The 25,136-nt window shown below is 63.8% G+C and carries 23 protein-coding genes; 11 read left to right on the top strand and 12 right to left on the bottom strand.

Annotated features, from left to right (window positions below):
• Positions 1-20: 20 nt before the first annotated feature.
• Positions 21-581, bottom strand: a complete 561-nt coding sequence (locus HG421_RS04125; protein WP_169705330.1) for a ferritin-like domain-containing protein — start codon at positions 579-581, stop codon at positions 21-23.
• 42 nt (positions 582-623) lie between these two features.
• Positions 624-1,106, bottom strand: a complete 483-nt coding sequence (locus tag HG421_RS04130) for a peroxiredoxin (RefSeq protein WP_169705331.1) — start codon at positions 1,104-1,106, stop codon at positions 624-626.
• 161 nt (positions 1,107-1,267) lie between these two features.
• Here HG421_RS04130 and HG421_RS04135 point away from each other — a divergent pair, with 161 nt between their 5' ends.
• The 8 genes from HG421_RS04135 (at position 1,268) to HG421_RS04170 (ending at position 11,691) form a co-directional block, all read left to right on the top strand.
• On the top strand, positions 1,268-1,744 hold the full coding sequence (locus tag HG421_RS04135) for an Hsp20/alpha crystallin family protein (protein ID WP_169705332.1): 477 nt from the start codon (positions 1,268-1,270) through the stop codon (positions 1,742-1,744).
• Positions 1,745-2,137: 393 nt separating this feature from the next.
• Positions 2,138-3,034: a DnaJ C-terminal domain-containing protein gene (locus tag HG421_RS04140; RefSeq protein ID WP_169705333.1), complete on the top strand. Its 897-nt coding sequence runs from the start codon at positions 2,138-2,140 to the stop codon at positions 3,032-3,034.
• Between the two features lie 765 nt (positions 3,035-3,799).
• A complete protein-coding gene (gene pilH / locus HG421_RS04145) occupies positions 3,800-4,186 on the top strand; it encodes a twitching motility response regulator PilH (protein WP_169705334.1) in 387 nt (128 codons plus the stop codon).
• Between the two features lie 707 nt (positions 4,187-4,893).
• Entirely contained in the window at positions 4,894-6,027 is a 1,134-nt protein-coding gene (gene hflK, locus HG421_RS04150) for an FtsH protease activity modulator HflK (protein WP_169705335.1), read from the top strand.
• Entirely contained in the window at positions 6,027-6,890 is an 864-nt protein-coding gene (gene hflC / locus HG421_RS04155; protein WP_169705336.1) for a protease modulator HflC, read from the top strand. Before hflK ends, hflC begins: the two co-directional genes overlap by 1 nt.
• Before the next feature lie 146 nt (positions 6,891-7,036).
• A complete protein-coding gene (locus tag HG421_RS04160) occupies positions 7,037-7,222 on the top strand; it encodes a DUF2065 domain-containing protein (RefSeq protein ID WP_169705337.1) in 186 nt (61 codons plus the stop codon).
• A 339-nt stretch (positions 7,223-7,561) separates the two neighbouring features.
• A complete protein-coding gene (locus HG421_RS04165) occupies positions 7,562-8,854 on the top strand; it encodes an adenylosuccinate synthase (RefSeq protein WP_169705338.1) in 1,293 nt (430 codons plus the stop codon).
• 173 nt (positions 8,855-9,027) lie between these two features.
• Positions 9,028-11,691: a M1 family metallopeptidase gene (locus HG421_RS04170; RefSeq protein WP_169705339.1), complete on the top strand. Its 2,664-nt coding sequence runs from the start codon at positions 9,028-9,030 to the stop codon at positions 11,689-11,691.
• A 69-nt stretch (positions 11,692-11,760) separates the two neighbouring features.
• Here the strand turns inward: HG421_RS04170 and HG421_RS04175 are convergent, their stop codons facing one another.
• The 10 genes from HG421_RS04175 to bdcA all read right to left on the bottom strand — a co-directional run bounded on the left by HG421_RS04175 (position 11,761) and on the right by bdcA (position 23,126).
• Positions 11,761-13,083, bottom strand: a complete 1,323-nt coding sequence (locus HG421_RS04175; protein WP_169705340.1) for a Smlt3024 family type IV secretion system effector — start codon at positions 13,081-13,083, stop codon at positions 11,761-11,763.
• Positions 13,084-13,108: 25 nt separating this feature from the next.
• Entirely contained in the window at positions 13,109-13,972 is an 864-nt protein-coding gene (locus HG421_RS04180) for a Smlt3025 familytype IV secretion system inhibitor (protein WP_169705341.1), read from the bottom strand.
• Between the two features lie 232 nt (positions 13,973-14,204).
• Entirely contained in the window at positions 14,205-16,007 is a 1,803-nt protein-coding gene (locus tag HG421_RS04185) for a GmrSD restriction endonuclease domain-containing protein (RefSeq protein WP_169705342.1), read from the bottom strand.
• 48 nt (positions 16,008-16,055) lie between these two features.
• On the bottom strand, positions 16,056-16,457 hold the full coding sequence (locus HG421_RS21600) for an integrase core domain-containing protein (protein ID WP_248279462.1): 402 nt from the start codon (positions 16,455-16,457) through the stop codon (positions 16,056-16,058).
• A gap of 353 nt (positions 16,458-16,810) precedes the next feature.
• Complete coding sequence (locus HG421_RS04195) at positions 16,811-18,133, bottom strand: Smlt3024 family type IV secretion system effector (protein WP_169705343.1); 1,323 nt, start codon at positions 18,131-18,133, stop codon at positions 16,811-16,813.
• 25 nt (positions 18,134-18,158) lie between these two features.
• Positions 18,159-19,022 (bottom strand): Smlt3025 familytype IV secretion system inhibitor, encoded by an 864-nt coding sequence (locus HG421_RS04200; RefSeq protein ID WP_169705344.1) that lies wholly within the window; start codon positions 19,020-19,022, stop codon positions 18,159-18,161.
• A gap of 180 nt (positions 19,023-19,202) precedes the next feature.
• Positions 19,203-19,604: an integrase core domain-containing protein gene (locus HG421_RS21605; RefSeq protein WP_248279463.1), complete on the bottom strand. Its 402-nt coding sequence runs from the start codon at positions 19,602-19,604 to the stop codon at positions 19,203-19,205.
• Between the two features lie 338 nt (positions 19,605-19,942).
• On the bottom strand, positions 19,943-21,265 hold the full coding sequence (locus HG421_RS04210; RefSeq protein WP_169705345.1) for a Smlt3024 family type IV secretion system effector: 1,323 nt from the start codon (positions 21,263-21,265) through the stop codon (positions 19,943-19,945).
• Between the two features lie 25 nt (positions 21,266-21,290).
• The gene (locus HG421_RS04215) at positions 21,291-22,154 is read right to left on the bottom strand and encodes a Smlt3025 familytype IV secretion system inhibitor (protein ID WP_169705346.1); all 864 of its coding nucleotides are present in this window, start codon (positions 22,152-22,154) and stop codon (positions 21,291-21,293) included.
• 258 nt (positions 22,155-22,412) lie between these two features.
• Positions 22,413-23,126: an SDR family oxidoreductase gene (gene bdcA / locus HG421_RS04220; protein WP_169705347.1), complete on the bottom strand. Its 714-nt coding sequence runs from the start codon at positions 23,124-23,126 to the stop codon at positions 22,413-22,415.
• Positions 23,127-23,197: 71 nt separating this feature from the next.
• On the opposite strand from bdcA, the gene HG421_RS04225 reads away from it, so the two are divergent.
• From HG421_RS04225 to HG421_RS04235, 3 genes are all read left to right on the top strand, one after another.
• The gene (locus HG421_RS04225; protein ID WP_169705348.1) at positions 23,198-23,794 is read left to right on the top strand and encodes a TetR/AcrR family transcriptional regulator; all 597 of its coding nucleotides are present in this window, start codon (positions 23,198-23,200) and stop codon (positions 23,792-23,794) included.
• A gap of 130 nt (positions 23,795-23,924) precedes the next feature.
• The gene (locus tag HG421_RS04230; protein ID WP_169705349.1) at positions 23,925-24,455 is read left to right on the top strand and encodes a MarR family transcriptional regulator; all 531 of its coding nucleotides are present in this window, start codon (positions 23,925-23,927) and stop codon (positions 24,453-24,455) included.
• Positions 24,445-25,131 (top strand): hypothetical protein, encoded by a 687-nt coding sequence (locus HG421_RS04235; protein WP_169705350.1) that lies wholly within the window; start codon positions 24,445-24,447, stop codon positions 25,129-25,131. The genes HG421_RS04230 and HG421_RS04235 overlap by 11 nt, the downstream gene beginning before the upstream one ends.
• Positions 25,132-25,136 lie beyond the last annotated feature (5 nt).

A 25,136-nucleotide genomic window follows, 5' to 3' on the forward strand; every position in this document is an offset into this window, starting at 1 on the left:
ACCACATCACCCAGCTCGGCTTACTCGCCGATCCAGCCTTCCAGCATGTCGGCGAATTCGTCGGCATGCTCTTCTTCCTGCGCCAGGATGCTTTCCAGGATGCGCTTGGTGGTGGTGTCCTTGTCGCCGATGAAATCGATCATCTCGCGATAGCTGTCGATGGCGATGCGTTCGGCGATCAGGTTTTCCTTGACCATGTCGCGCAGGTCGCTGCCTTCCTTGTACTCGGCGTGCGAGCGCTTGGTCAGCGTATCCGGGTTGAGGTCGGGTTCACCGCCCAGCTGCACGATGCGTTCGGCGAGCTTGTGCGCGTGTTCCTGCTCCTGCTGCGCGTGCTCCAGGAACTCGCCCTTCACCGCGTCGGCGAGCATGCCCTTGGCCATGAAGTAGTGGCGGTAGTAACGCAGGGTGCACACGTATTCGGTGGCGAGCGCGGTATTGAGCAACTCGATCACCTTTTCGCGGTCGGCGTGGTAGCTCTCGGTGATGGCACCGTCTTCGATGCTCTGGCGTGCGCGGGCGCGCAGGGTGGCGGTATCGGTGATACCGGCGGAGGTGGTGCTGGCTGGCTGATTGGACATGGCTGGCCGTTTTCCTTCTGAGTGGACGGGGAAATCAATGGATCAATCGGGCAGGTGCTGCAGGACGTAATCGGCGGCAGACACCTTGAACTCGCCGGGCTCTTCGACGAACAAGGCCTTGACCACGCCGTCATCGGCATACAGCGCGTAGCGGCGCGAGCGCAGGCCCATGCCCGACCCGCTGGCGTCGATCTCCAGGCCCAGAGCGCGCGCCAGTTCGGCGTTGCCGTCGGGCAGCAGATGCAGGCCGTCGGGGACCAATTGGCTGCGCCCCCAGGCCTGCATCACGAACGGGTCGTTGACGGCGGTGCACAGCACCTCGATGCCGCGTTTGCGGAACTCCTCGAAGTGCTCCACATAGCCCGGCAGGTGCTTGGCAGAACAGGTGGGCGTAAACGCACCCGGTACCGCGAACAGCAGCACCTTGCGGCCGGCGAACAGGCTATGCGTGTCGACTGCTTCGATGCCCTCGCGCATGCGCTTGAGCACCACTTCCGGAATGCTGTCACCAACGGCGATGGTCATGGGTGGGGCTCCTGTGGCTGAACGAAGTCTAGAAAAGGGCAGGGGAAAGGCGCGTCAACGCGCTTGAAATCCGCAACCGGACGCCTATCTGACGCACATGGCCGGCGCAACGGTGCACGCCACCGCCGCCGGCCCCTCACCCAACCTTTTGGAGGCTTGCAATGAACATCGTTCGTTATCCCCAGTGGCCCACGCACGCCCTGCAAAACGAGATCAAGCATGTGTTCGACCGCTTCTTCGAACAGAACGGCGATACCGACGAATCGGCCGTGGTGACCGCGCAGTGGGTGCCGCGCGTGGATATCAAGGAAGAGGCCAATCACTTCGCGCTGTATGCCGACCTGCCGGGCATCGACCCGAGCCAGATCGAGGTGCAGATGGACAAGGGCATCCTGTCGATCAAGGGCGAGCGCAAGGGCGAGTCCAGCACCGAGACCGAGCGCTTCTCGCGCATCGAGCGCCGCTACGGCAGCTTCCATCGCCGCTTCGCGCTGCCCGATAGTGCCGATGCCGACGGCATCACCGCCGCTGGCCACAACGGTGTGCTGGAGATCCGCATTCCCAAACGTCCGGCGGCCACCCCGCGTCGTATTCAGGTCGGCAACGGGCAGGACGCCAGCGGCGGCACGGTGCAGTAAGCCGCAAGGCCGCAGCGACGTTGTACGGCTGCCGATCCCGGTGGCGGCCAGGGTCCGGCCCAGATATGGCGCCCGGAACCTGGCAGCGCCAGGGCGGCCGCCGGTGCAGTGACGCGGCGAGCCAGTGCAAGGCAACCTGGGGCGAAGCCATCGGCTTCGCTCCCCGGCGACGGCCGCGCCGTAGAATAGGCGCGGTCGCCCGCCCGGCTGCGAAGAGATCGGCTGGCACCTCGAGTTGCGTCAGCGCCACGGCGCGGTTGGTCTCCGGATCTGCAGGAACAGCACGTCTCTGCACCGGGTGCTGCCGCCGTCATGGCCGCGCCAACCCAGTGCCGACCCTCGGACTGGCTCGTGGCCCTGGCTGCGGGCCGTTTTTTTTCCAGAGGTGATTAGATGGAATTCAAGGATTACTACGCAACGCTGGGCGTGGAGCCCAGCGCAGGCGATGCGGAGATCAAGACCGCCTACCGGCGGCTGGCGCGCAAGTACCACCCCGACGTCAGCAAGGAAGCCGGCGCCGAAGACAAGTTCAAGGCCATCAACGAAGCCTACGAGGCCTTGCGCGACCCGGCCAAGCGCAAGGCCTACGATCAGCTGAAGGCGCAGGGCTATCGCCCGGGCGACGAATTCCAGGCTCCCCCTGGCTACGGCGGCGGGCAGGGCTTCGATTTCGAGGAAGTGTTCGGCAACGGCGGTGCCGGTGGCGGCTTCAGCGACTTCTTCGAGAGCCTGTTCGCCGGTCAGCGCGGTGGGCGGCCACGTGGCCCGGGTGCCGGTCCGGGCGCGGGAGCCGGCCCGCAGGCGCGTGGCGACACCCGCGCCAAGCTGGCGGTGCCGCTGGAGGCCGTGCATTCGGGCGACAGCGTGCGCATCACCATCAACGGCAAGCAGCTGGATGTGCGCGTGCCCAAGGGCGTTCAGCCCGGCCAGGTGATCCGCCTGAGCGGGCAGGGCACTGGCGGCGGCAATCTGCTGCTGGAGATCGAATATGCCGCGCACCCGCATTTCGAGGTGGACGGGCGCAACATCCTGTACACCTTGCAGGTGATGCCCTGGCAGGCCGCGCTGGGCACCACCATCAGCGTGCCGACCCTGGGCGGGTCGGTGGAGCTGAAGGTGCCTGCCGATTCGGATGCCGGCCGCAAGCTGCGCCTGCGCGGGCGCGGGCTGCCTGGCACCACCCCGGGCGATCAGATCGTGGAACTGGAAATTCTGGCACCGGCGCCGACCGACGATGCGCAGAAGAAGGCATATCGCAACCTGGCCAAGGCGTTCGGCGAGACGGTGTGAGTTTCCCCGTGAGGAGAATTGGACCCCTCTCCTGCGAGAGATGGGGTTGGGCTGGGAGTGCGGTGAGCCAGCAGCATCCCCCAGCCAACGCCGTCCTTCCCCCGCTTGCGGGGGGGAGGTGCCTGAAGGGCGGATGGGGGCAGCAGTCGCGTGGTGTTCCCGCACGTGTGACTGGTACGGCACCAACAGCACCCTCATCCGGCGCTGCGCGCCACCTTCTCCCGCACGCGGGAGAAGATGATTGGCTGTCAGTGCTCGCGCGCGCCGGAGAAGATGATCGGTTGTCAGTGTTCCCCCGCACGCGGGAGACGGTGGTTGGTTGTCAGTGCTCGTGCGAGAAGGCGATGGGTTGCCGGCGCTGCAGCATCGCCCGGCCGACGCCTCCCTTCCCCCGCCTGCGGGGGAAGGTGCCCGGAGGGCGGATGGGGGCAGCAGTCGCGTGGTGTTCCCGCACATGTGACTGTGACGGCACCAACAGCACCCTCATCCAGCGCTGCGCGCCACCTTCTCCCCGGGGGGAGAAAAGACAAGCTTCCAATGGAAGAAAGAATGGCAGAAAGAAAGCGACGCCGCACCCTGTCGATGGCCGCGTTGAATCCAGCCTAGCCCTGTCCTGCGTCGTCCTCCTGCAGTCGTGTAGAAGGCAAGCGCAGCGCGTCAATCCATCATAGGTGGCGCCACGTGGCAGGCACCAATCCTTTCGTCCTGCCCACCTACCGAAAGCGCTGCCGGCGCACTACACTCGCCGCACACTAGGGGAAACACATGGCACGCATTCTGATCGTCGACGATTCGCCGTCGCAGCTGCTGGGGATTCAGCGCATCGTCGAGAAGCTGGGACATGAAACCATCACCGCCACCGATGGCGCCGCCGGCGTGGAAGCGGCCAAGGAGTCGCTGCCGGATCTGGTACTGATGGACGTGGTCATGCCCAACCTCAACGGCTTCCAGGCCACGCGCACGCTCAAGCGCGAGCCCACCACCCAGCACATCCCGGTGATCCTGGTGACCACCAAGGACCAGGACACCGACCGCATGTGGGGCATGCGCCAGGGCGCGCGCGCCTACATCACCAAGCCGTTCTCCGAAGACGAACTGCTGGAAGTGATGGAGCGCGTGTTCAACCAGAAGGACGAACCACCGGTGGCCTGATCGCGTCGGCGAGGCGATCCCCGACGACGCGCTTCGCATGCAAGAAGGGCACGGCCTGCTCCTGCGGGAGAAGGCAGGGTGCGGAACAGGGTGAGTGACCGCCACTGCCGATCCGGCGCCTGGATGGAGCAAGCGCGCATTCGGATGCCGCCTGCGTCATGTTTCGCTGCGCAAGGCCACATCAGCTCAACGGTGTGCGTCAGGCCTGCGGCCAGTGCAGCACTCGCCCGCCCGTAACCACCACGGCTCCGCTGCCCCGGATACCTCCGTTCGCGCGCATCGCCCAGCATCGCGGCGCGCATGGTCCCGACACGCAGGGTCATACGCTTGCACCTTGGATGCATCGGAACGTGTCCGGCCCGCCCGCTCGCCTTCAAGCACGCCAGCCCAGCGTCGGCAGGCCGGGACTCTCGGGCCAGGGCGCACGACATGCACGCGGGCGACATGCCAGCAGCCTGCTCTTGGCTGTCAGCCCGCAGCACGGGGTGTCTGTCGTCCGATTCCCGCTCGCGCAGGCATGCCGCTGGTTGCTCTGTCCCGACCGGCACCCGAGTCGCCGCCCGATCCGCGCCAGCGGCTAAACCGCCGATGCACCGATCCGGGCCTTTCAAAACGGCGGGTCTGCCCCATCTAGTAGAATCGGCGAATCACACAACACGGCGGCACTGCGGGACTGGCCCGCACAGCCCCTCGATCACGGAGCGTGCATGGCCTGGAATACACCCGGCAACAAGGGCGGAGATGGCCCGGACCCCAACCGTCGCAGGTCCTGGGGGCCGCGCGGCGGCGGCAATGGTGGGGGCTGGGGCAATCTGCCAGCGCCATTGAAGGAGCTGTTCGACGGCGGCGTGGGCCGCTGGATCCTGATCGCGGTGGTGCTGATGGTGCTGTTCTCCAGCTTCCAGCTCATCGGCGAGCAGCAGCGCGGCGTGGTGCTGCGCTTCGGCCAGTTCTCGCGCATCCTGCAGCCTGGCCCGAATTTCAAGCTGCCGTGGCCGATCGAGTCGGTGCGCAAGGTCAACGCCACCGAGATCAAGACCTTCAGCAACCAGGTGCCGGTGCTGACCCGCGACGAGAACATCGTCAACGTCTCGCTCAACGTGCAGTACCAGATCAGCGACCCGCGCAAGTATCTGTTCGGTTCGCGCAATGCCGACCTGGTACTGGAGCAGGCCGCGCAGAGCGCCGTGCGTGAGCAGGTGGGGCGTTCGGATCTCAATACCGTGCTCAACAATCGCGGCCCGCTGGCGATCGCTTCCAAGGACCGCCTGCAGGCAGCGCTGGATGCCTACAACACCGGCCTGGCCGTCACCGGCGTGACCTTGCCCGACGCCCGTCCGCCGGAAGAGGTGAAGCCGGCCTTCGACGAGGTCAACGGCGCCCAGCAGGTGCGCGAGCGCCTGATCAACGAAGCCCAGGCCTATGCCGCCAAGGTGGTGCCGGAAGCGCGCGGCCAGGGTGCACGCACCCGCACCGGCGCCGAAGGCTACAAGCAAGCGGTGATTTCCAAGGCCGAGGGCGATGCCGACCGCTTCACCCTGCTGCAGGAACAGTACGCCGGCGCCCCCGAAGTCACCCGCAAGCGGCTGTGGCTGGAAACCGTGCAGAAGGTGTTGTCGGAGAACCGCAAGGTGATCGGCAGCGATGGCCGTCAGGTCATCTATGTGCCGCTGCCGGCCGATGCCAACAAGCCTGCCAACACCAGTGGCAGCAGTAACAGTGGCATGCCGTCGATGGTGCCGCAGGACGTGCTGTTGAACCCGCCGCAAAGCGCCAGCAGCGAGGCCATCCGCAACCCGGAACGCGGCCCGCGTCCGACCGGCCGTGAGGGAATCGAATAATGAAGAATTCGCTAGTCGTCGGTCTGATCGTCGCCGTGCTGCTGGGCCTGATGGGCTCGGTATTCGTGGTGCGCGAAGACCAGACCGCCATGGTGCTCAACCTGGGCCGTGTGGTGCGCGCCGACCTCAAGCCCGGCCTGCACTTCAAGATTCCGATGGTGGAATCGGTGCGCGTGTTCGACCGTCGCTTCCAGGTGCTGGACACCGCCCCGGCGCGTTACTTCACCGCCGAGCAGAAGGACGTGAGCGTGGACTTCTTCGCCATCGGCTACATCTCCGATGTGCGGGCGTTCTATCGCGCCACCGATGGCGAGGAATCGGTCGCCAACTCGCGTCTGGCGCCGATCATCACCGATTCGCTGCGTAACCAGATCAACTCGCGCACCCTGCAACAGTTGGTTTCCGGCGACCGCAGCGAGCTGATCGCCAGCCAGCTCAAGGGCATCAATGGCGCCATCAAGGGCTTAGGGATGCAGATCACCGACCTGCGCATCAAGCAGATCGACCTGCCTACCGACAGCCAGGTGATCACCGACGTCTACGAGCGCATGCGTGCCCAGCGCAAGCAGGAAGCCAGCAAGCTGCGCGCCGAAGGCGAAGAGCAGGCGCTGACCATCCGCGCCCAGGCCGACCGCGAGAGCACGGTGATCAAGGCCGACGCCGAGCGCGACGCACAGAAACTGCGAGGCGAAGGCGATGCGCAAGCCGCGCAGATCTATGGTCAGGCCGGCTCCAAGGACCCTGCGTTCTACGCCTTCTACCGCAGCCTGGAGGCCTACCGCGAGTCGATGACCGACGGTAATGGCGTGGTGGTGCTGGACAAGAACGACCCGTTCCTGCAGTACCTCAAGAACGATCGTTGAGTCGCTCTGCTTGAATCAAAGACGCCCGCGTAATGCGGGCGTTTTTGCATGTGGCTCGTTTGCCGAGCAGGTGCGTTCCTGCGCGAGGAGTATTTCGGGTTGCGGATCCGGGCACACTACAGGTCCCCCAGACACCGGCATCGCCCATGCATGACCTGCTTACCGCCCTGTGCCTGATTTTCATCATCGAAGGCCTGTTGCTGTTCGCTGTGCCGATCGCCTGGAAGCGCATGATCGATCAGCTCTTCAGCCTGCCGGTCGCGCAGGTGCGGGCCATCGGCGCGGTGACCCTGGCGCTGGCCGTGATCGGGCTGTGGATCGTGCGCCATTGATCCGCCTGCGGCGAACGGCATCGGGATCGATGTGAAGATGCATGGGTGTCGCCAGGCGGCCGGGCCGGGCGGATGCGGCCTGTGCCAACCCCCTGATCGACCAGGCTGGCGCGTTCCGCGTGCCAGGGGTAGTGCACGTCACCCGAAACCCGGATAATGCACAAAAGCCGGCCGGGCATGCTCCAACCAGAGCACTCCGTTCGGCTTTTTCCGTGTCAGGGCTGGTCGCCGCTGCAACGCTCCCCGATGGAGCCGCGCGCACGGTGGCGCCGCCGGCCCCGAACCGGTCCCATCCCGCGGCCCCGATGGCCGCAGCAAAACTTTAGGAGTTCACCCGTCATGGGTCAGTCAGTTGTCGTGCTCGGTGCCCAGTGGGGCGATGAAGGCAAAGGCAAGATCGTCGATCTGCTCACCGAAGAGATCGGTGCGGTCGTCCGCTTCCAGGGCGGCCATAACGCCGGCCATACCCTGGTCATCAACGGCAAGAAGACCGTCTTGCACCTGATTCCGTCCGGCATCCTGCGCGAGGACGCGCTGTGCCTGATCGGCAACGGCGTGGTGATCTCCCCGGCGGCGCTGATCAAGGAGATCGGCGAGCTGGAATCTGCCGGCGTGGAAGTGCGTTCGCGCCTGAAGATCAGCCCGGCCGCGCCGCTGATCATGCCCTACCACATCGCCCTGGATCAGGCCCGCGAGAAGGCCGCCGGCGGCAAGGCCATCGGCACCACCGGCCGCGGCATCGGCCCGGCGTACGAAGACAAGGTGGCGCGCCGCGGCATCCGCATCGCCGACCTGCATTACCCGGCGCAGCTGGAAGAACTGCTGCGCACCGCGCTGGATTACCACAACTTCGTGCTGACCAAGTACCTGGGCGTGGACGCGGTGGACTTCCAGAAGACCTTCGACGAGGCACTGGCCTTCGGCGACTACGTGCAGCCGATGAAGTCGGACGTGGCCGGCATCCTGCACGACCTGCGCAAGCAGGGCAAACGCGTGCTGTTCGAAGGCGCGCAGGGTGCGTTGCTGGACATCGACCACGGCACCTATCCGTACGTCACCAGCTCCAACACCACCGTGGGCGGCGCACTGGCCGGTACCGGCGTGGGCGCCGATGCCATCGACTACGTGCTGGGCATCGCCAAGGCCTATGCCACCCGCGTGGGCGGTGGCCCGTTCCCGACCGAGCTGGACGACGAAGTGGGCCAGGGCATCCGCGACCGCGGTGCCGAGTACGGCGCCTCCACTGGGCGCCCGCGCCGCTGCGGCTGGATGGACATCGTTGCGCTCAAGCGTGCAGTGGCCATCAACGGCATCTCCGGCCTGTGCATCACCAAGCTCGACGTGCTTGATGGCATGGAAAAGCTCAAGGTCTGCATTGCCTACGAATACCGCGGCAAGCGCACCGAATACGCGCCGCTGGACGCGCAGGGCTGGGAAGAGTGCACCCCCGTGTACCTGGAGTTCCCGGGCTGGACCGAGAACACCCACGGCATCACCGAGTGGGACAAGCTGCCGGCCGCCGCACGCGCCTACCTGCGCGCGCTGGAAGAACTGGCCAGCTGCCCGATCTCGATCGTGTCCACCGGCCCGGACCGCGACCACACCATGGTGCTGCAGGACCCGTTCGCCTGATCGGCTGACCCCGCGCAGTGACACGGCAACGGCCCGGCTTGTCCGGGCCGTTGCCGTTTGAGGATTACTGAGATTTGACATGACTTTTGGCGGTGCCTGCGTGCCTGGTTGCGGCGGATCATCCGCGGCCTGACGCCACCGCGTGCCCACTTCGCCCCCATCGAGAATTTCCCATGCGTCTTCCCCTGGTGACCGCCATCGCGCTGGCCCTGGTCGGTACAAGTCCGGCGACCTCCGTCCTCGCAGCTGCGCCGCTGCCGCAGAGCGCCGACACGTCGTCCATCACCACCCAGTTGCCGCGCACAGCCAAGCCCACGCATTACGCAGTGGAGATCACTCCGCATGCCGACAAGATGCGCTTCGACGGCAAGGTCGCCATCGATATCAGCGTGCTGCAGCCCACCGACCAGATCGTGTTGCAAGCGGCCGACTTGCGCTTCGCGCGTGGCACGCTCACGCAAAAAGGCGGCAAGCCGCAAACGGCCAAGATCAGCAGCGATGCCGAGGCGCAGACCGCCACGTTCGCGTTCGGCAAGCCGCTGGCAGCGGGCGAGTACGTGCTGTCCATCGATTACAGCGGCGTGATCAACACGCAGGCCAATGGCTTGTTCGCGCTGGATTACACCACCGCGCAAGGTGCGCGCCGCGCGTTGTTCACCCAGTTCGAAAACTCCGATGCGCGCCGCTTCATTCCTTCCTGGGACGAGCCCAACTTCAAGGCCACTTTCGACCTGGCGATCAATGCGCCGGCCGGGCAGATGGCGGTGAGTAACATGCCGGTGGCCTCGTCGCGGCCGGGCGCAAACGGGCGCACCCGCATCGCATTCCAGACCTCGCCCAAGATGTCCACGTACCTGCTGTTCGTCAGCGTGGGCGATTTCGAGCGCGCCACCGTCACCGCCGACAATGGCACCGAGATCGGCGTCATCGCGCAGAAGGGCAAGGTGGACCAGGCGCAATTCGCGCTGGAATCCGGCCGCGATGTCTTGCACGAGTACAATGCCTACTTCGGCGTCCCATACCCGCTGCCCAAGCTGGACAACATCGCCGCGCCCGGGCGCAGCCAGTTCTTCAGCGCCATGGAAAACTGGGGCGCGATCTTCACCTTCGAATACTCGTTGTTGCTGGATCCGGCGGTGGCCAACATCGACACCAAGCAAGGCGTGTTCACCGTCGCCGCGCACGAGATCGCCCACCAGTGGTTTGGCAATCTGGTGACCATGGCGTGGTGGGATGACCTGTGGCTCAACGAAGGCTTCGCCAACTGGATGGAAGCGCGCACCACGGCAAAACTGCATCCGGAATGGGACATCGACAAGACCGGCCCGGCCAAGAAGAGCCGTTCGGCCATGCGGCGCGATGCGTATGTGACCACCCACCCGGTGGTGCAGCACGTGGCCACCGTGGAGCAGGCCAGCCAGGCCTTCGATGCCATCACCTACGCCAAGGGCGAGGCGGTGATTGCCATGCTGGAAGACTACGTCGGCTCGGATCACTGGCGCGACGGCGTGCGCAGTTACATCAAGCAGCATCAGTACGGCAATGCGGTGACCGACCAGTTGTGGCAGCAGATCGACGCCGTGGCCCCGGGCAAGCAATTCACCCAGGTGGCACACGACTTCACCCTGCAGCCGGGCGTGCCGTTGATCAAGGCCAGCACCCGCTGCGTGGGTGGCCAGACCACGGTGACGCTGGAGCAGGGCGAGTTGACGCTGGACCGCCCCGACAAGCAGCCGTTGCGCTGGCATGTGCCGGTGGTCGTGCGCAGCGGCGACGCCACGCCGGTACGTGTGCTGGTAGACGGCACCGCCCAGGTGCAGGTGCCGGGCTGCGACGCACCGGTGGTGGTCAACGCCGGGCAAAAAGGCTACTTCCGCACCTTGTATGCGCCCGCACAGTTCAAGGCGCTGACCAGCAGGTTTGGCGCGCTACCGGTGGTGGACCAGTTGGGCGTGTTGAACGACACCGACGCACTGGCCGACGCGGGCATGCAGACAGAGGCCGATGTCTTGGATCTCACCGCACAGGTGGCAGTCGGCGCATCGCCCGACCTCTGGGACATGGTGGCCGGCATCTACGATGGTGTGGATGGCAGCTTCGAGCATGACCCGGCTGGGCGCGCCGCGTGGCGTGCCTATGCAGTGCCACGCCTGTCGACCGAATTCGCATCGCTGGGTTGGGACAACCGCGATGGCGACTCGGCGCAGATCCAGCAGTTGCGTACCCGCCTGATCGCCAGCCTCAGCGACATGGGCGATGCCGCAGTGATCGCCGAGGCGCGCCGGCGCTTTGCCGCTTTCCAGGTCACTGCCGCATCGCTGTCGCCGGAGTTGCGTGACAGCGTGCTGGGCGCGGTTGCGCGCAATGCCGACACCGCCACCTGGGACGCCTTGCATGCCTTGGCCAAGCAGGAAACCTCGGCGATGGTGCGCGACGCCTACTACGATTTCCTCTCCATGCCCATCGACGAGGCGCTGGCCAAGCGCGCGCTGGCACTGGCGTTGACACCAGAGCCGGGCGCCACCACTGGCGCGAGCATGATCGACCGGGTCGCCTCCCAGCATCCGGAGCTTGCCTTCGATTTCGCCGTGGCGCATCGCACGCAGGTGGACACCCTGGTGGACTCCACCTCGCGTGCCCGCTATTACCCCGGCCTGGGCATCGACTCGGCCGAGCTTGCCACCGCCGACCGGATCAAGGCCTATGCCGAGCAGTACATCGCGCCGACCTCGCGGCAGGCCGCAGACAACGCCATCAACACGATCCAGACGCGGGTGAAGCTGCGGGCGGCGTCGCTGCCGCAGATCAAGGCGTGGTTGAAGGGACGCAAGCGCTGAGCGTTGCGGTCATCGCAGCACAGGAAACAGCCCGGCGTTGCCGGGCTTTTCTTTGCCGCGCTGCCGGCCTTATCCCATGCGCATCGACGCACTCTCACGCTGCCGGTCCGCCTCCTGCTGCTGGCTCTGCGCCAACGCCTGCTGGCGATCGTTACTGGCTACCTCCAGCTGCTGCAGCGACTGCTCCACCGGCGTCTGCACAGCCACATCGGTCGGCATGTGGGCGCGCAGGTGCGCCGGGTTGTTCAACTCGCCCTGCACCACAAACACAGTGCGGCCAGCCGGGCTGTCGGCGGTCTGTTGGCTCAGCACCACATGGTCGGCCCGGTCCAGGTTGTTCTGGCGGGCGAGGGTCATCACGCTGGCGATGAGGCGCTCGCTGTTCTCGTCCGGCGTGCGCCCAGCCTGCGCATCGATCGCGCTCACGCCCGCGCGCACCTGCTGCAGCAGTGCGTAGTCCCGGTGATCAGGGCCGATATCGGCCAGTTTGGTTGGCGACTGCGTCTGATCGCGCAGGCCGTCGGCCGACGCCGTGAACGGGCTGCGGGTGATCGAGCGGTACGGGTCGTCTTCGTGGAACTGCGTGGCTCTGTGCTGCCGTTCCAGGCGCACGGCGCGGGCATCGTCGAGTTCGGCGATACGGCCGGCATTGGTTTCTTCGCGCATGGACAGATGTCCGCCGCCAGCGCTGACGTTCACCCACTTGTGTTCTTTTTCGAAGTACATCGCGTAGAAGCTGTTGCTGCCGATGACGTTGGGGTCGACCGCAGAGCGGCCCTCCAGCATCTGGATCGCTTCGGTGGTGCCAAGCTTGGCCAGGTACTGGCTGCCTGCCGCCAGTCCCATCTGCGCAAAGGTCTCATAGCCGGTATTGCTGATGCGAGTGGCGCCGACGTATTCGTTGTCGAGCATGTTGGTCCAGATCTGTTCCAGCTTCTGGGGGCCGCTATTTTCCAGGGCCGCTTGCAGGAGCACGCGGGGCGTCCAGCAGTTGGGGTCGAGCTCATGGTCAAGGAAGGCTTGGTCGTGTGCTCGCATGACGTCCTTGCCGGGAAGGTTCAGTGCCATATCCGGACGCTCTTTGTCGAACCAAGCTTGTCGAAGCTCAAAATCCTTCTTGAGCAGCGTCTGCCCGAACTCTTCCCACTGGCGTTCGCTCAATTGAGCATTGGCAAAGCGCGAGCCAGTATCGTGCTGTGTCCTGGCATAGTCTTGCGCGTAACTGTTAGCCACTTGCCCTGGCAAGCTGTCGTTGTGCACGACGCCTAATGCCAGCGTCCCATAGCCGTCTGCTCCATCCAGCTGCGAAAGATAGTTCCAGTACAACTCGCGATTGCCTTTATCCGCGTAGTTGGCCAGGATCTGGAGATCTTGTCTAGTTAATCCACTCATATTTTACTCCCTGTCAGTAGACCGATCATCTGACTTTGGTGCGTGCCAGTATTTCTTTTACTGCATCTTCCATGCGCTTCCAGTCCTTCAGGAATGCACGCTTGTAGTTGAGACTGATGGAAAGTTTGTTCTCGATATCGGAGAAGTAGTGGACGCAACTTGCAGCAACGGCACCTTTTTCATGGGCCACTTCAGATCCCTCCAGCCGAACGCCATCTGCTCGAAATTTTTTGCTGTCGCACTTGATGAACGTGGTCAAATTGCCGCTTGAGTCGCGCGCGACGTACCAGTCGTCTTCAAACGCAGGGTTGCGCGTCGGAGGCTCGCCGTGGCGGGCTTCATACGCTTTTACATATGCCGCCATCTTCTCCTCATCAATGGCGTAGGGCGTTAATCCGAATGCTTCAGGCTGTGCTATGCGGAGATCGAGCCGGGCGACAGGATTGCTCCGCTCAACAGAGCCTGCCTCTGTACGCCTATCGTTTGACGAGAAACGCTCAAGCAATACCTCAATGGGAACACGGTCGACATAGTCGATCGACACGGAAATTTCTTTCCGGAAATCATTCGTACGCGGGTTGGCCCGTGCCCCGGGCGGAGTAGGGGTCATGTCTGGCCATTCGATAACCAGCGTGACGCCTTCGCCCGGCCACGGTGCGATCTGGCTGTCCAGGTAGTTGGCGGGGATGCGGAAGGTGTTCGGCCCCAGTTTTATGTCCACCGGTGCGTCCGAATAGGTGTGCCCGTTGATGGTGCGGCCGGTGGTGACGTTGTCCGGCATGGGGGAGGTCCCTTTCTGTTCGGGTGATGGCGTCCGTGCACACGCACTGCCGGTGACAGCCACGGCGAGTGCAAGGGCCAGGCACCGGCCGGATGACATCATGTGCATTGATCAATCCATTGCAGGGTTCGTCGGCAACTATAGGCAAATCAGGATCAACGCGACAGCAAGGGCCCGGCCTGCGATTGCCGGTGCAGTACGGTACGCGCCGATGTGGTCTACACGAACCGCAAGCGCGCCATGGCGTTGGATGTCTTCGATACGTAGCCGGTTAGCTGGAAAACGCAGCGCCCTTGGGCGCTGCTGTAGGAGCTGGCGGCGAGGCTCTACGCGATGGCTGTCAGTCAGTCTCCACTGCTGCAGCGCGCTTTCCCATTGCCGCCTCGATCAGCGCCAAGAGGTTCTGCTGGCGCTGATGGCAGAAGCTGTCGAAGTCATCGGCACGCAGGGCAGCGACCGGGATGCGATGGCTGACCAGGAGTGCATCCATGCCAACGTTGTCCAGCTGGACCTGCTTATGGGCCTGCAGGGCGGCCAGATAGCTGGAGGGGGCCGATCCGCCAATCATGCGGTTGGCCTTGTAGGAGATTGGCGTCTTGTTGATGATCGAGTCGTAGCGCCGACGCGGGATGTCCTGCTTTTCGCACCAATCGCGCGGGAAGATGTGGTGGATGTCCAGTGCCACCTCGTCGGCCTCCAGATCGCGGATACGCGATTTCCAGAACAGGTCCTGTGCGCCTTCGCGCAGTACCAGCACGTTGATGCCCTTGTAGGCGGCGCTCAGGCGCGAGGTCAGCGAGGCGAGGCGGTCGATCTGGAAGGTGGCATCGGCAATCGTGCGTGGCGGTTGGCCATCGTGCTCGATCCAGCTCAGCAGCTCATCGACATCATTTGCAATACGGGTCTCCACCGCGCCGCCGTAGAGTTCGCCCAGCACGCCGCACCAGAACCACTGCGCCAGCTTCTGGTGGATGCGCGGCTCGCGCCAGTGCTCGTCGGCGCCGATCAGTGCCAACACCGCCGCCAACGGCGCCAGCTGGGTGCGGTAAGGCAGGTCGCGTGGCGCAGTGAAGCATTCCTGGCGCAGGAACTTGGCCGCACGCAGGAACCCTTGTTCAACCGGGTTGGCCCAGCGCTTGTAGGCATCCAGCGGCAGTTCCAGCACCGATGCGCGCTTGGCGCTGACCGGGGCCACCTGCTTGCCGGTCTTGCCGGCCTCGATATCGGCACGGCGCCTTTCCAGCGTGTGCAGCATCGTCAGGGCCTGCAGAAAGTCGGTGTTCTCCACCCCGCGCAGGATGGGTTCCTTGGCCAGCCGCTTGTAGCGCGAGGACACCTTACGCAGCTCGCTGCCGTACCAGTCGTCGCGCAGGTTGTAGCCATCGGCAGCATAGCTGGCGGTCACCAACTCGAACACCGACAGCGGGACGCCGCCGGTATTGACCTTCTCGAACACCAGGCACACCGCTTCCTTGCTGGTTTCCTTCTTCAGCACGATCAGCGGGATCTGATATTCGTTGTATGCATCGAGCACCTTTTCTTTGAACTCAAAGAACTGCGCCTGCGCAGCGGCGTTGAACTTGAACAGATCCTGCAGCCAGCCCATCGCCTCCAGGATCTCTGAGCATGGGAAGTACAGCTGTTTACATTCCAGCTCGCGCGTGGACAGGTCCAGATCCAGCCTGCGGCCGAAATCGCTGCGCTGCTGGCGACTGCCGTCGGTGGCGATGATGGCCTCGTCCAGCCGGTCCGGGCCGGCCAGGGCGGTGGGGATGTGGATGTAGTAGTGGCGGTCGACCGGCTTGCCCTTGTCGGTCGTGGTCTTGACCGGGCCGGACAGCTTGAGCACCTGGGTCAGTGTGGTCAGACGTTGCTGACCGTCGAGGATCAGCTTCTCCGGTGCGGCCAGTCCCTCCGGCGGCACGTTCTCCACCGGGCGGACCTGGAAACGCACCTCGCCGCCGGTTTCCAGCAGCATCACCGCGCCCACCGGGAACGAGCGCCCCAGGCTGACCAGAAGGCTGCGCACATGCTCGTCATCCCAGACCCAGCCACGCTGGAAATCCGGTAGCTGGATCTTGCCTTGGACGACGTCCTTGAGCAGGTCCTTCAATGGCAGTTTGGTGCTGTCGAATGTGGTCATGGGCTTGTTTCCTTGTGATGTGTAATGACCCACCGGTTTCTGCACAGGTCAGGTGGTTAATGTAGCGGCATAGGCTTGGTCAGGCGTCATCATGTTCAGTGCCTGATGCGGGCGCTGCCGGTTGTAGAACCCAATCCAGTCGCTGATGACGCGCAAGGCGTGGGCCAGGCTCTCGAACCGGTGCCGATGGACGCACTGTTCCTTGAGCGTGCGTATGACGCGCTCGACCATCCCGTTCTGCTGGGGACAGTGTGGCGTGATGAACTCCTGCTTCATGCCGTAGCCAGCGACCAGACGGGTGTAGTCGCGGCTGGTGAAGACCAGGCCATTGTCCGAGCGCAGCAGGAACGGCTCCTTGACCTTGCCCAGCGTGCCGAAGCGGGTGATCAGTGCTTGCTCCAAGGCCGCCTCATTGGGCGTCAGGTCGTACTGTCGGCTGGCCAAGGCCATCGTCGTCTTCCCCTGGATGATCTCCAGCACCAGCGCCGACTTGCGCCCGGCCGTCCATCGCTTGATTCTTCGTCCATTACTGCACTCAGTGCTGTACTGCGATGTCGCGCAGATTGACACGGTGGTCGTGCTGGCAGTTCGCTCGCAACGTAAGGCGGGCTTTGCGGATGATGTTCGCAGCTCTCTGAGCGCTGTAGCCCGGCGCCCCTGGTATTCGATGCACTGCCACCGGATCCGCGCAAGCAGATGCCGGAGATCGTCGTGCGCCTCGCCGACGCTGCCAACCGGGGCAACCATGCACGTCATGGCCCATAGAACCGCCGCAATGCCTCACCGCCGGCCGAGCGTTGCTGTTATCCCATGCGCATCGACGCACTCTCACGCTGCCGGTCCGCCTCCTGCTGCTGGCTCTGCGCCAACGCCTGCTGGCGATCATTACTGGCCACCTCCAGCTGCTGCAGCGACTGCTCCACCGGCGTCTGCACAGCCACATCGGTCGGCATGTGGGCACGCAGGTGCGCCGGGTTGTTCAACTCGCCCTGCACCACAAACACAGTGCGGCCAGCCGGGCTGTCGGCGGTCTGTTGGCTCAGCACCACGTGGTCGGCCCGGTCCAGGTTGTTCTGGCGGGCGAGGGTCATCACGCTGGCGATGAGGCGCTCGCTGTTCTCGTCCGGCGTGCGCCCAGCCTGCGCATCGATCGCGCTTACGCCCGCGCGCACCTGCTGCAGCAGTGCGTAGTCCCGGTGATCAGGGCCGATATCGGCCAGTTTGGTTGGCGACTGCGTCTGATCGCGCAGGCCGTCGGCCGACGCCGTGAACGGGCTGCGGGTGATCGAGCGGTACGGGTCGTCTTCGTGGAACTGCGTGGCTTTGTGCTGCCGTTCCAGGCGCACGGCGCGGGCATCGTCGAGTTCGGCGATACGGCCGGCATTGGTTTCTTCGCGCATGGACAGATGTCCGCCGCCAGCGCTGACGTTCACCCACTTGTGTTCTTTTTCGAAGTACATCGCGTAGAAGCTGTTGCTGCCGATGACGTTGGGGTCGACCGCAGAGCGGCCCTCCAGCATCTGGATCGCTTCGGTGGTGCCAAGCTTGGCCAGGTACTGGCTGCCTGCCGCCAGTCCCATCTGCGCAAAGGTCTCATAGCCGGTATTGCTGATGCGAGTGGCGCCGACGTATTCGTTGTCGAGCATGTTGGTCCAGATCTGTTCCAGCTTCTGGGGGCCGCTATTTTCCAGGGCCGCTTGCAGGAGCACGCGGGGCGTCCAGCAGTTGGGGTCGAGCTCATGGTCCAGGAAGGCTTGGTCGTGTGCCAGCATGACGTCAGCACCTGGCAAATTCTGCGCAAGGTCCGGGCGGTGTTCGCTCATCCAGTATCGTCTGACTTCAAGATCCTTTTTGAGCAGGGTTTGCCCAAATGCTTCCCATTGCCTCTCGCTCAATTCAGCGTTGGCAAAGCGCGAGCCGTTGTCGTGTTGGGTCCTGGCGTACTCCTGTGCGTAACTATTTGCGACCCGACCGGGCAAGCTGTCGTTGCGTACCACGCCTAGCGCCAGCGTCCCGTAGCCATCTGAACCATCTAGTTGCGAAAGATAGTTCCAGTAGAGCTCGCGGTTGCCCGCGTCCGCGTAGCTGGAAAGAATCTTCAGATCTTGATCGCTCAATCCGCTCATGTCCTGCTCCTGATAGTCGCGCTGATCACTTCACCTTGGTGCGTGCCAGCACGTTCCGTACTGCGTCTTCCATATGTTTCCAGTCTTTCAAGAAGGCGCGCTTATAGTTCAGGATGATGGAAAGCTTGTTCTCGATGTCAGAGAAGTAGTGAAAACAACTTGCAGCAACAGCGCCTTTTTCGTGTACCACTTCAGATCCCTCCAGCCGAACGCCATCTGCTCGAAATTTTTTGCTGTCGCACTTGATGAACGTGGTCAAATTGCCGCTGGAGTCGCGCGCGACGTACCAGTCATCTTCGTAGGCGGGGTTGCGAATCGGCGGCTTTCCATAGCGGTCCTCGTACTCTTTTGAGTATGCCAGCATTTTCGCCTCGTCTATTGCGTAGGGCGTCAGGCCCAAGGTGTCTTGCTCGGCAAGGCGGAGATCGAGGCGCTGCCTCGGATCTCGGCGTTCCACCGAATCGGCTTCGGTAATTGCCTCATTGGACGAGTGTCGCTCCAACGATGTCTCGATGGGAGCCCGGTCGATGTAGTTGATCCGAACTGAAATTTCCTTGCGGAAATCATTCGTACGCGGGTTGGCCCGTGCCCCGGGCGGGGTGGGGGTCATGTCTGGCCATTCGATAACCAGCGTGACGCCTTCGCCCGGCCACGGCGCGATCTGGCTGTCCAGGTAGTTGGCGGGGATGCGGAAGGTGTTCGGCCCCAGCTTTACGTCAACCGGAGCATCCGAATAGGTGTGGCCGTTGATGGTGCGGCCTGTGGTGACGTTGTCCGGCATGGGGGAGGTCCTTTTCTGTTCGGGTGATGGCGTCCGTGCACATGCACTGCCGGTGACAGCCACGGCGAGTGCAAGGGCCAGGCACCGGCCGGATGACATCAGATGCATTGGTCAATCCATTGCAGGGTTCGTCGGCAACTATAGGCAAATCAGGATCAACGCGACAGCAAGGGCCCGGCCTGCGATTGCCGGTGCAGTACGGTACGCGCCGATGTGGTCTACACGAACCGCAAGCGCGCCATGGCGTCGGATGTCTTCGATGTAATGACCCACCGGTTTCTGCACAGGTCAGGTGGTTAATGTAGCGGCATAGGCTTGGTCAGGCGTCATCATGTTCAGTGCCTGATGCGGGCGCTGTCGGTTGTAGAACCCAATCCAGTTGCTGATGACGCGCAAGGCGTGGGCCAGGCTCTCGAACCGGTGCCGATGGACGCACTGTTCCTTGAGCGTGCGTATGACGCGCTCGACCATCCCGTTCTGCTGGGGACAGTGTGGCGTGATGAACTCCTGCTTCATGCCGTAGCCAGCGACCAGGCGGGTGTAGTCGCGGCTGGTGAAGACCAGGCCATTGTCCGAGCGCAGCAGGAACGGCTCCTTGACCTTGCCCAGCGTGCCGAAGCGGGTGATCAGTGCTTGCTCCAAGGCCGCCTCATTGGGCGTCAGGTCGTACTGTCGGCTGGCCAAGGCCATCGTCGTCTTCCCCTGGATGATCTCCAGCACCAGCGCCGACTTGCGCCCGGCCGTCCATCGCTTGATTCTTCGTCCATTACTGCACTCAGTGCTGTACTGCGATGTCGCGCAGATTGACACGGTGGTCGTGCTGGCAGTTCGCTCGCAACGTAAGGCGGGCTTTGCGGATGATGTTCGCAGTTCTCTGAGCGCTGTAGCCCGGCGCCCCTGGTATTCGATGCACTGCCACCCGATCCGCGCAAGCTGATGCCGGAGATCGTCGTGCGCCTCGCCGACGCTGCCAACCGGGGCCATGCACGTCATGGCCCATAGAACCGCCGCCATGCCTCGCCGCCGTTTTACCCCATGCGCATCGACGCACTCTCACGCTGCCGGTCCGCCTCCTGCTGCTGGCTCTGCGCCAACGCCTGCTGGCGATCGTTACTGGCTACCTCCAGCTGCTGCAGCGACTGCTCCACCGGCGTCTGCACAGCCACATCGGTCGGCATGTGGGCACGCAGGTGCGCCGGGTTGTTCAACTCGCCCTGCACCACAAACACAGTGCGGCCAGCCGGGCTGTCGGCGGTCTGTTGGCTCAGCACCACGTGGTCGGCCCGGTCCAGGTTGTTCTGGCGGGCGAGGGTCATCACGCTGGCGATGAGGCGCTCGCTGTTCTCGTCCGGCGTGCGCCCAGCCTGCGCATCGATCGCGCTCACGCCCGCGCGCACCTGCTGCAGCAGTGCGTAGTCCCGGTGATCAGGGCCGATATCGGCCAGTTTGGTTGGCGACTGCGTCTGATCGCGCAGGCCGTCGGCCGACGCCGTGAACGGGCTGCGGGTGATCGAGCGGTACGGGTCGTCTTCGTGGAACTGCGTGGCTTTGTGCTGCCGTTCCAGGCGCACGGCGCGGGCATCGTCGAGTTCGGCGATACGGCCGGCATTGGTTTCTTCGCGCATGGACAGATGTCCGCCGCCAGCGCTGACGTTCACCCACTTGTGTTCTTTTTCGAAGTACATCGCGTAGAAGCTGTTGCTGCCGATGACGTTGGGGTCGACCGCAGAGCGGCCCTCCAGCATCTGGATCGCTTCGGTGGTGCCAAGCTTGGCCAGGTACTGGCTGCCTGCCGCCAGTCCCATCTGCGCAAAGGTCTCATAGCCGGTATTGCTGATGCGAGTGGCGCCGACGTACTCGTTGTCGAGCATGTTGGTCCAGATCTGTTCCAGCTTCTGGGGGCCGCTATTTTCCAGGGCCGCTTGCAGGAGCACGCGGGGCGTCCAGCAGTTGGGGTCGAGCTCATGGTCAAGGAAGGCTTGGTCGTGTGCCAGCATGACGGAGGCCCCGGGCAGGTTCAGCGCCAGATCTGGACGATCTTGATGGAACCAGATTTGCCGAAGTTCAAGATCCTTCTTGAGCAGTGTCTGTCCAAACTCCTCCCACTGCCGCTCGCTCAAGTCCGCATTGGCAAAGCGCGAGCCAGTATCGTGCTGTGTCCTGGCATAGTCTTGCGCGTAACTGTTGGCCACTTGGCCGGGCAAGCTGTCGTTGCGCACCACGCCCAGCGCCAGCGTACCGTAGCCGTCCGCACCATCCAGCTGCGAAAGATAGTTCCAGTACAACTCGCGATTGCCTTTATCTGCGTAGTTGGCAAGGATCTTGAGATCTTGTCCAGTTAATCCACTCATATTTTACTCCCTGTCAGTAGACTGATCACCTGACTTTGGTGCGTGCCAGTATTTCTTTTACTGCATCTTCCATGCGCTTCCAGTCCTTCAGGAATGCACGCTTGTAGTTGAGACTGATGGAAAGTTTGTTTTCGATGTCAGAGAAGTAGTGGACGCAACTTGCAGCAACGGCACCTTTTTCATGGACTACTTCGGATCCCTCCAGCCGAACGCCATCGCCTCGGAACTTTTTGCTGTCGCACTTGATGAATGTGGTCAAATTTCCGCTGGAGTCCCGCGCGACATACCAGTCGTCCTCAAATGCAGGGTTGCGTGTTGGAGGCTTGCCATAGTGGGCCTCGTACGCTTTGACGTACACCGCCATCTTTTCTTCATCGATGGCATAGGGTATCAGTCCGAGTGTTTCAGGCTGTGCAATACGCAGATCGAGTCTGTCGACGGGATCACCCCGTTCGACCGAATCAGGCTCGGTAAGCGCTTCGTTAGACGCATAACGTGCCAGCAATCCTTCGATGGGGACACGGTCAACATAATTCATCGAGGCATGGATCTCCTTGCGGAAATCATTCGTACGCGGGTTGGCCCGCGCACCGGGCGGGGTGGGGCTCATATCTGGCCACTCGATGACCAGCGTCACCACCTCGATGGACCACGGTGCGATCTGGCTGTCCAGGTAGTTGGCGGGGATGCGGAAGGTGTTCGGCCCCAGCTTTACGTCAACCGGAGCATCCGAATAGGTGTGGCCGTTGATGGTGCGGCCTGTGGTGACGTTGTCCGGCATGGGGGAGGTCCTTTTCTGTTCGGGTGATGGCGTCCGTGCACATGCACTGCCGGTGACAGCCACGGCGAGTGCAAGGGCCAGGCACCGGCCGGATGACATCAGATGCATTGGTCAATCCATTGCAGGGTTCGTCGGCAACTATAGGCAAATCAGGATCAACGCGACAGCAAGGGCCCGGCCTGCGATTGCCTTGCCATGCGCCGCACGGCGCGGGAGTACGACCACGCGTTGACAGCAGGATATGCGGGCAGGCCATCATGCTGGCCGTGCAACGGCAGCTCGCCATGTAGGGTGATGAAGGGCATTTGTCGCCTCCCGTCGCGCGACGTGTCGAGCTGCCGTGCCCTCAATACGAACGTCGCCGCTTCATGCCCCAAACGCACCATCGATCGTATGCATTGCCCCGGTGACAAAGCTCGCCTCCGGACCCGCCAGCCAGGCCACCATGCCGGCCACTTCCTCGGCGCGGCCGTGGCGTTTGATCGCCATGAAGCTATGCATCAGGTCTTTCATCGGCCCGTTTTCCGGGTTGGCGTCGGTATCGATCGGGCCCGGTTGCACCACGTTGATGGTGATGCCGCGCGGCCCGAAGTCGCGGGCCAGCCCGCGCGCCAGCCCTTGCAGCGCGGATTTGCTCAGCGCGTAAGACGCCATGCCGGGCAACGGCATGCGGTCGCCGTTGACCGAGCCGATCACGATGATCCGCCCGCCGGGCGGCATCTGCCGCGCGGCCTCCACGGCCGCGTGGTAGGGCGCGTGCACGTTGATGCGGAACAGCCGGTCCACCGCATCCGGATCCTGCTCCAGCGCATCGCCGAACAAGGCGATGCCGGAGTTGACCACCAGCACATCCAGCGGCCCGCTGCGGCGCACCGTGTCGATGACCGCATCGCGGTCGGCGCTGTCGGCCAGCACCGCGATGCTGCCGGTATCACCGGCCAGGCGCTGGGCCGCTTCCTCAGAGCCGGCGTAGGTAAACGTCACCCGTGCGCCCTTGGCCACGAAGCGCCGCACGATAGCGGCACCAATCCCCCGGCTGCCACCAAGCACCAGTACCGACTTGTCTTTGAACGCTGACATGCACCCACCTAGCAATTAATGTAGCGAGCAATACATAATAGATCTCGCTTGCCGTCAAGGATTTTGTAACAATGGCTACAGAAATCTCACGGGCCCGCGGCCGGCCGCGTGCATTCGACCCGGACCAAGCGGTCGCCACCGCGCAGCAGCTGTTCCATGCGCAAGGCTACGACGCACTGAGCGTGGCCGACCTCACCCGGGCGCTGGGTATCAACCCGCCGAGTTTCTATGCCGCCTTCGGCAGCAAGGCCGGCCTGTATGCGCGCATCCTCGACCGCTACGCGCAGACCGGGGCCATCCCGCTGCCGCAGATTCTGGACGCCAACCGCCCGCTGGCCGACGCCCTGGCCGATGTACTGGAGCACGCCGCCCGCTGCTACGCCGCAGACCCCGCTGCCACCGGCTGCCTGGTGCTGGAAGGCACGCGCAGCAACGACGCGCAGGCGCGCGAGGCCTCCTGCGGCTTTCATGTCGCCGCCCAGGAGTTGATCCGCTCCCACATTGCCAAGCAGTGCCCGCACGACGCAGACCGGCTGGCGGATTTCGTCAGCACCACCATGGCCGGGCTGTCGGCCAGCGCCCGGCATGGGCAGAGCCTGGAGCGTCTGCTGGCGAGTGCGCGGTTGGCGGGGGAGGCGCTGCGGGTGGTGCTGCGCGGAATTGGATGAGCATGTCTGGCTTCCGCCGTTGAGCGGTAGACCCTCGTTGAGTCAGGGCACTTAGCGAAGATTGCTTGCAAAAACAGCTCGCACGCTGGATATTCCATATTTCGGAATATGGAATAAGGCGGGCTTGGCTGTGGAACTGAAGCCCCAGGATCTTGTGGTGCTTTACAAGCAGGTCGCCCAGGCGGGCCAGGCCTGGACCTACGCCTCCCTTGGAGAAGCGCTGGGCATGAGCGCGTCGCAGGTGCATCGCAGCGTCAAGCGCGCGGTGGCATCCGGCCTGGCGCTGGAAAAAAGCCGCGGCGAGTGGGAGACAGTGCGCACGGCGCTGCACGAGTTTGCGGTCCACGGCGTGCGTTATGCCTTTCCCGCGGTCATCGGGCCGCTCAGGCGTGGCATTCCTACGGCCTTTGGTGTGCCCCCACTGTCCACTGCGATTGCCAGCTCCCCCGGGGATGCACCGGTGTGGCCAAGCGCGCAGGGCACGGCCAAAGGCCCCAGCTTGTCGCCGTTGTCGGCAGGTGCGCCCAACGCTGCGCTGGCCGACCCTGCCTTGCATGAGCTGCTGGCGCTGCAAGACGCCCTGCGCAGCGGGCGTGCCCGCGAGCGCACGCTGGCAGCGCGCTATCTCAAACAATTGCTGGGGCTTGGCGATGCGGTCTGACGATCCTAACTTGCCGCATCTGCTGGTGATTGCGGATGCACTGGGCGAACTTTGCGACCATGTGGTCTTCCTTGGCGGCGCAGTTGTCGGCCTGCTGGTATCCGATCCATTGGCGGAAAGCGTCCGCGCCACCTATGACGTCGATGTGGTGGTCAATCTTGACTGGGCCCGGTTCCGCGGCATCGAGGGGCGTGTGGAATCGCAGGGCTTTGCGCGCGAGATGCGCAGCGGTGTCGTCTGCCGCTGGGTACACGAAGCGTCGGGCGTCCTCTTCGACCTGATGCCGGTGGATGAAGGTGTGCTTGGCTTCTCCAACCGCTGGTATGCCCATGCTGTAGAGACGGCCCAAGTGGTGGCCTTGAGCGATCGCCTGTCTATCCGCTTGGTCACAGCGACTGCATTCGTGGCGACAAAGCTCGAAGCCTTCGTTACCAGAGGCAACAGTGACTTCCTTTCCAGTCACGATTTGGAAGACGTCCTCAATGTCGTCGATGGCCGGGCCGAGCTGGTGGAAGAGTTTGCCGTGGAGCATGTAGATCTTCGGCAGTGGGTCGCCGACGTGTTTGTGGGGCTAGTGGATAACCCGGCGTTTGTGAACGCGTTGCCGGGATTGGTGGCCGAACCGGCGCGCGCAACCGTCGTGCTTCAGCGCCTACGCACCATTGCAGCAGCGTAGCTGCG

The sequence above is a fragment of the Xanthomonas campestris pv. badrii genome, assembly GCF_012848175.1.
GTDB classification, from domain to species: domain Bacteria; phylum Pseudomonadota; class Gammaproteobacteria; order Xanthomonadales; family Xanthomonadaceae; genus Xanthomonas; species Xanthomonas campestris_C.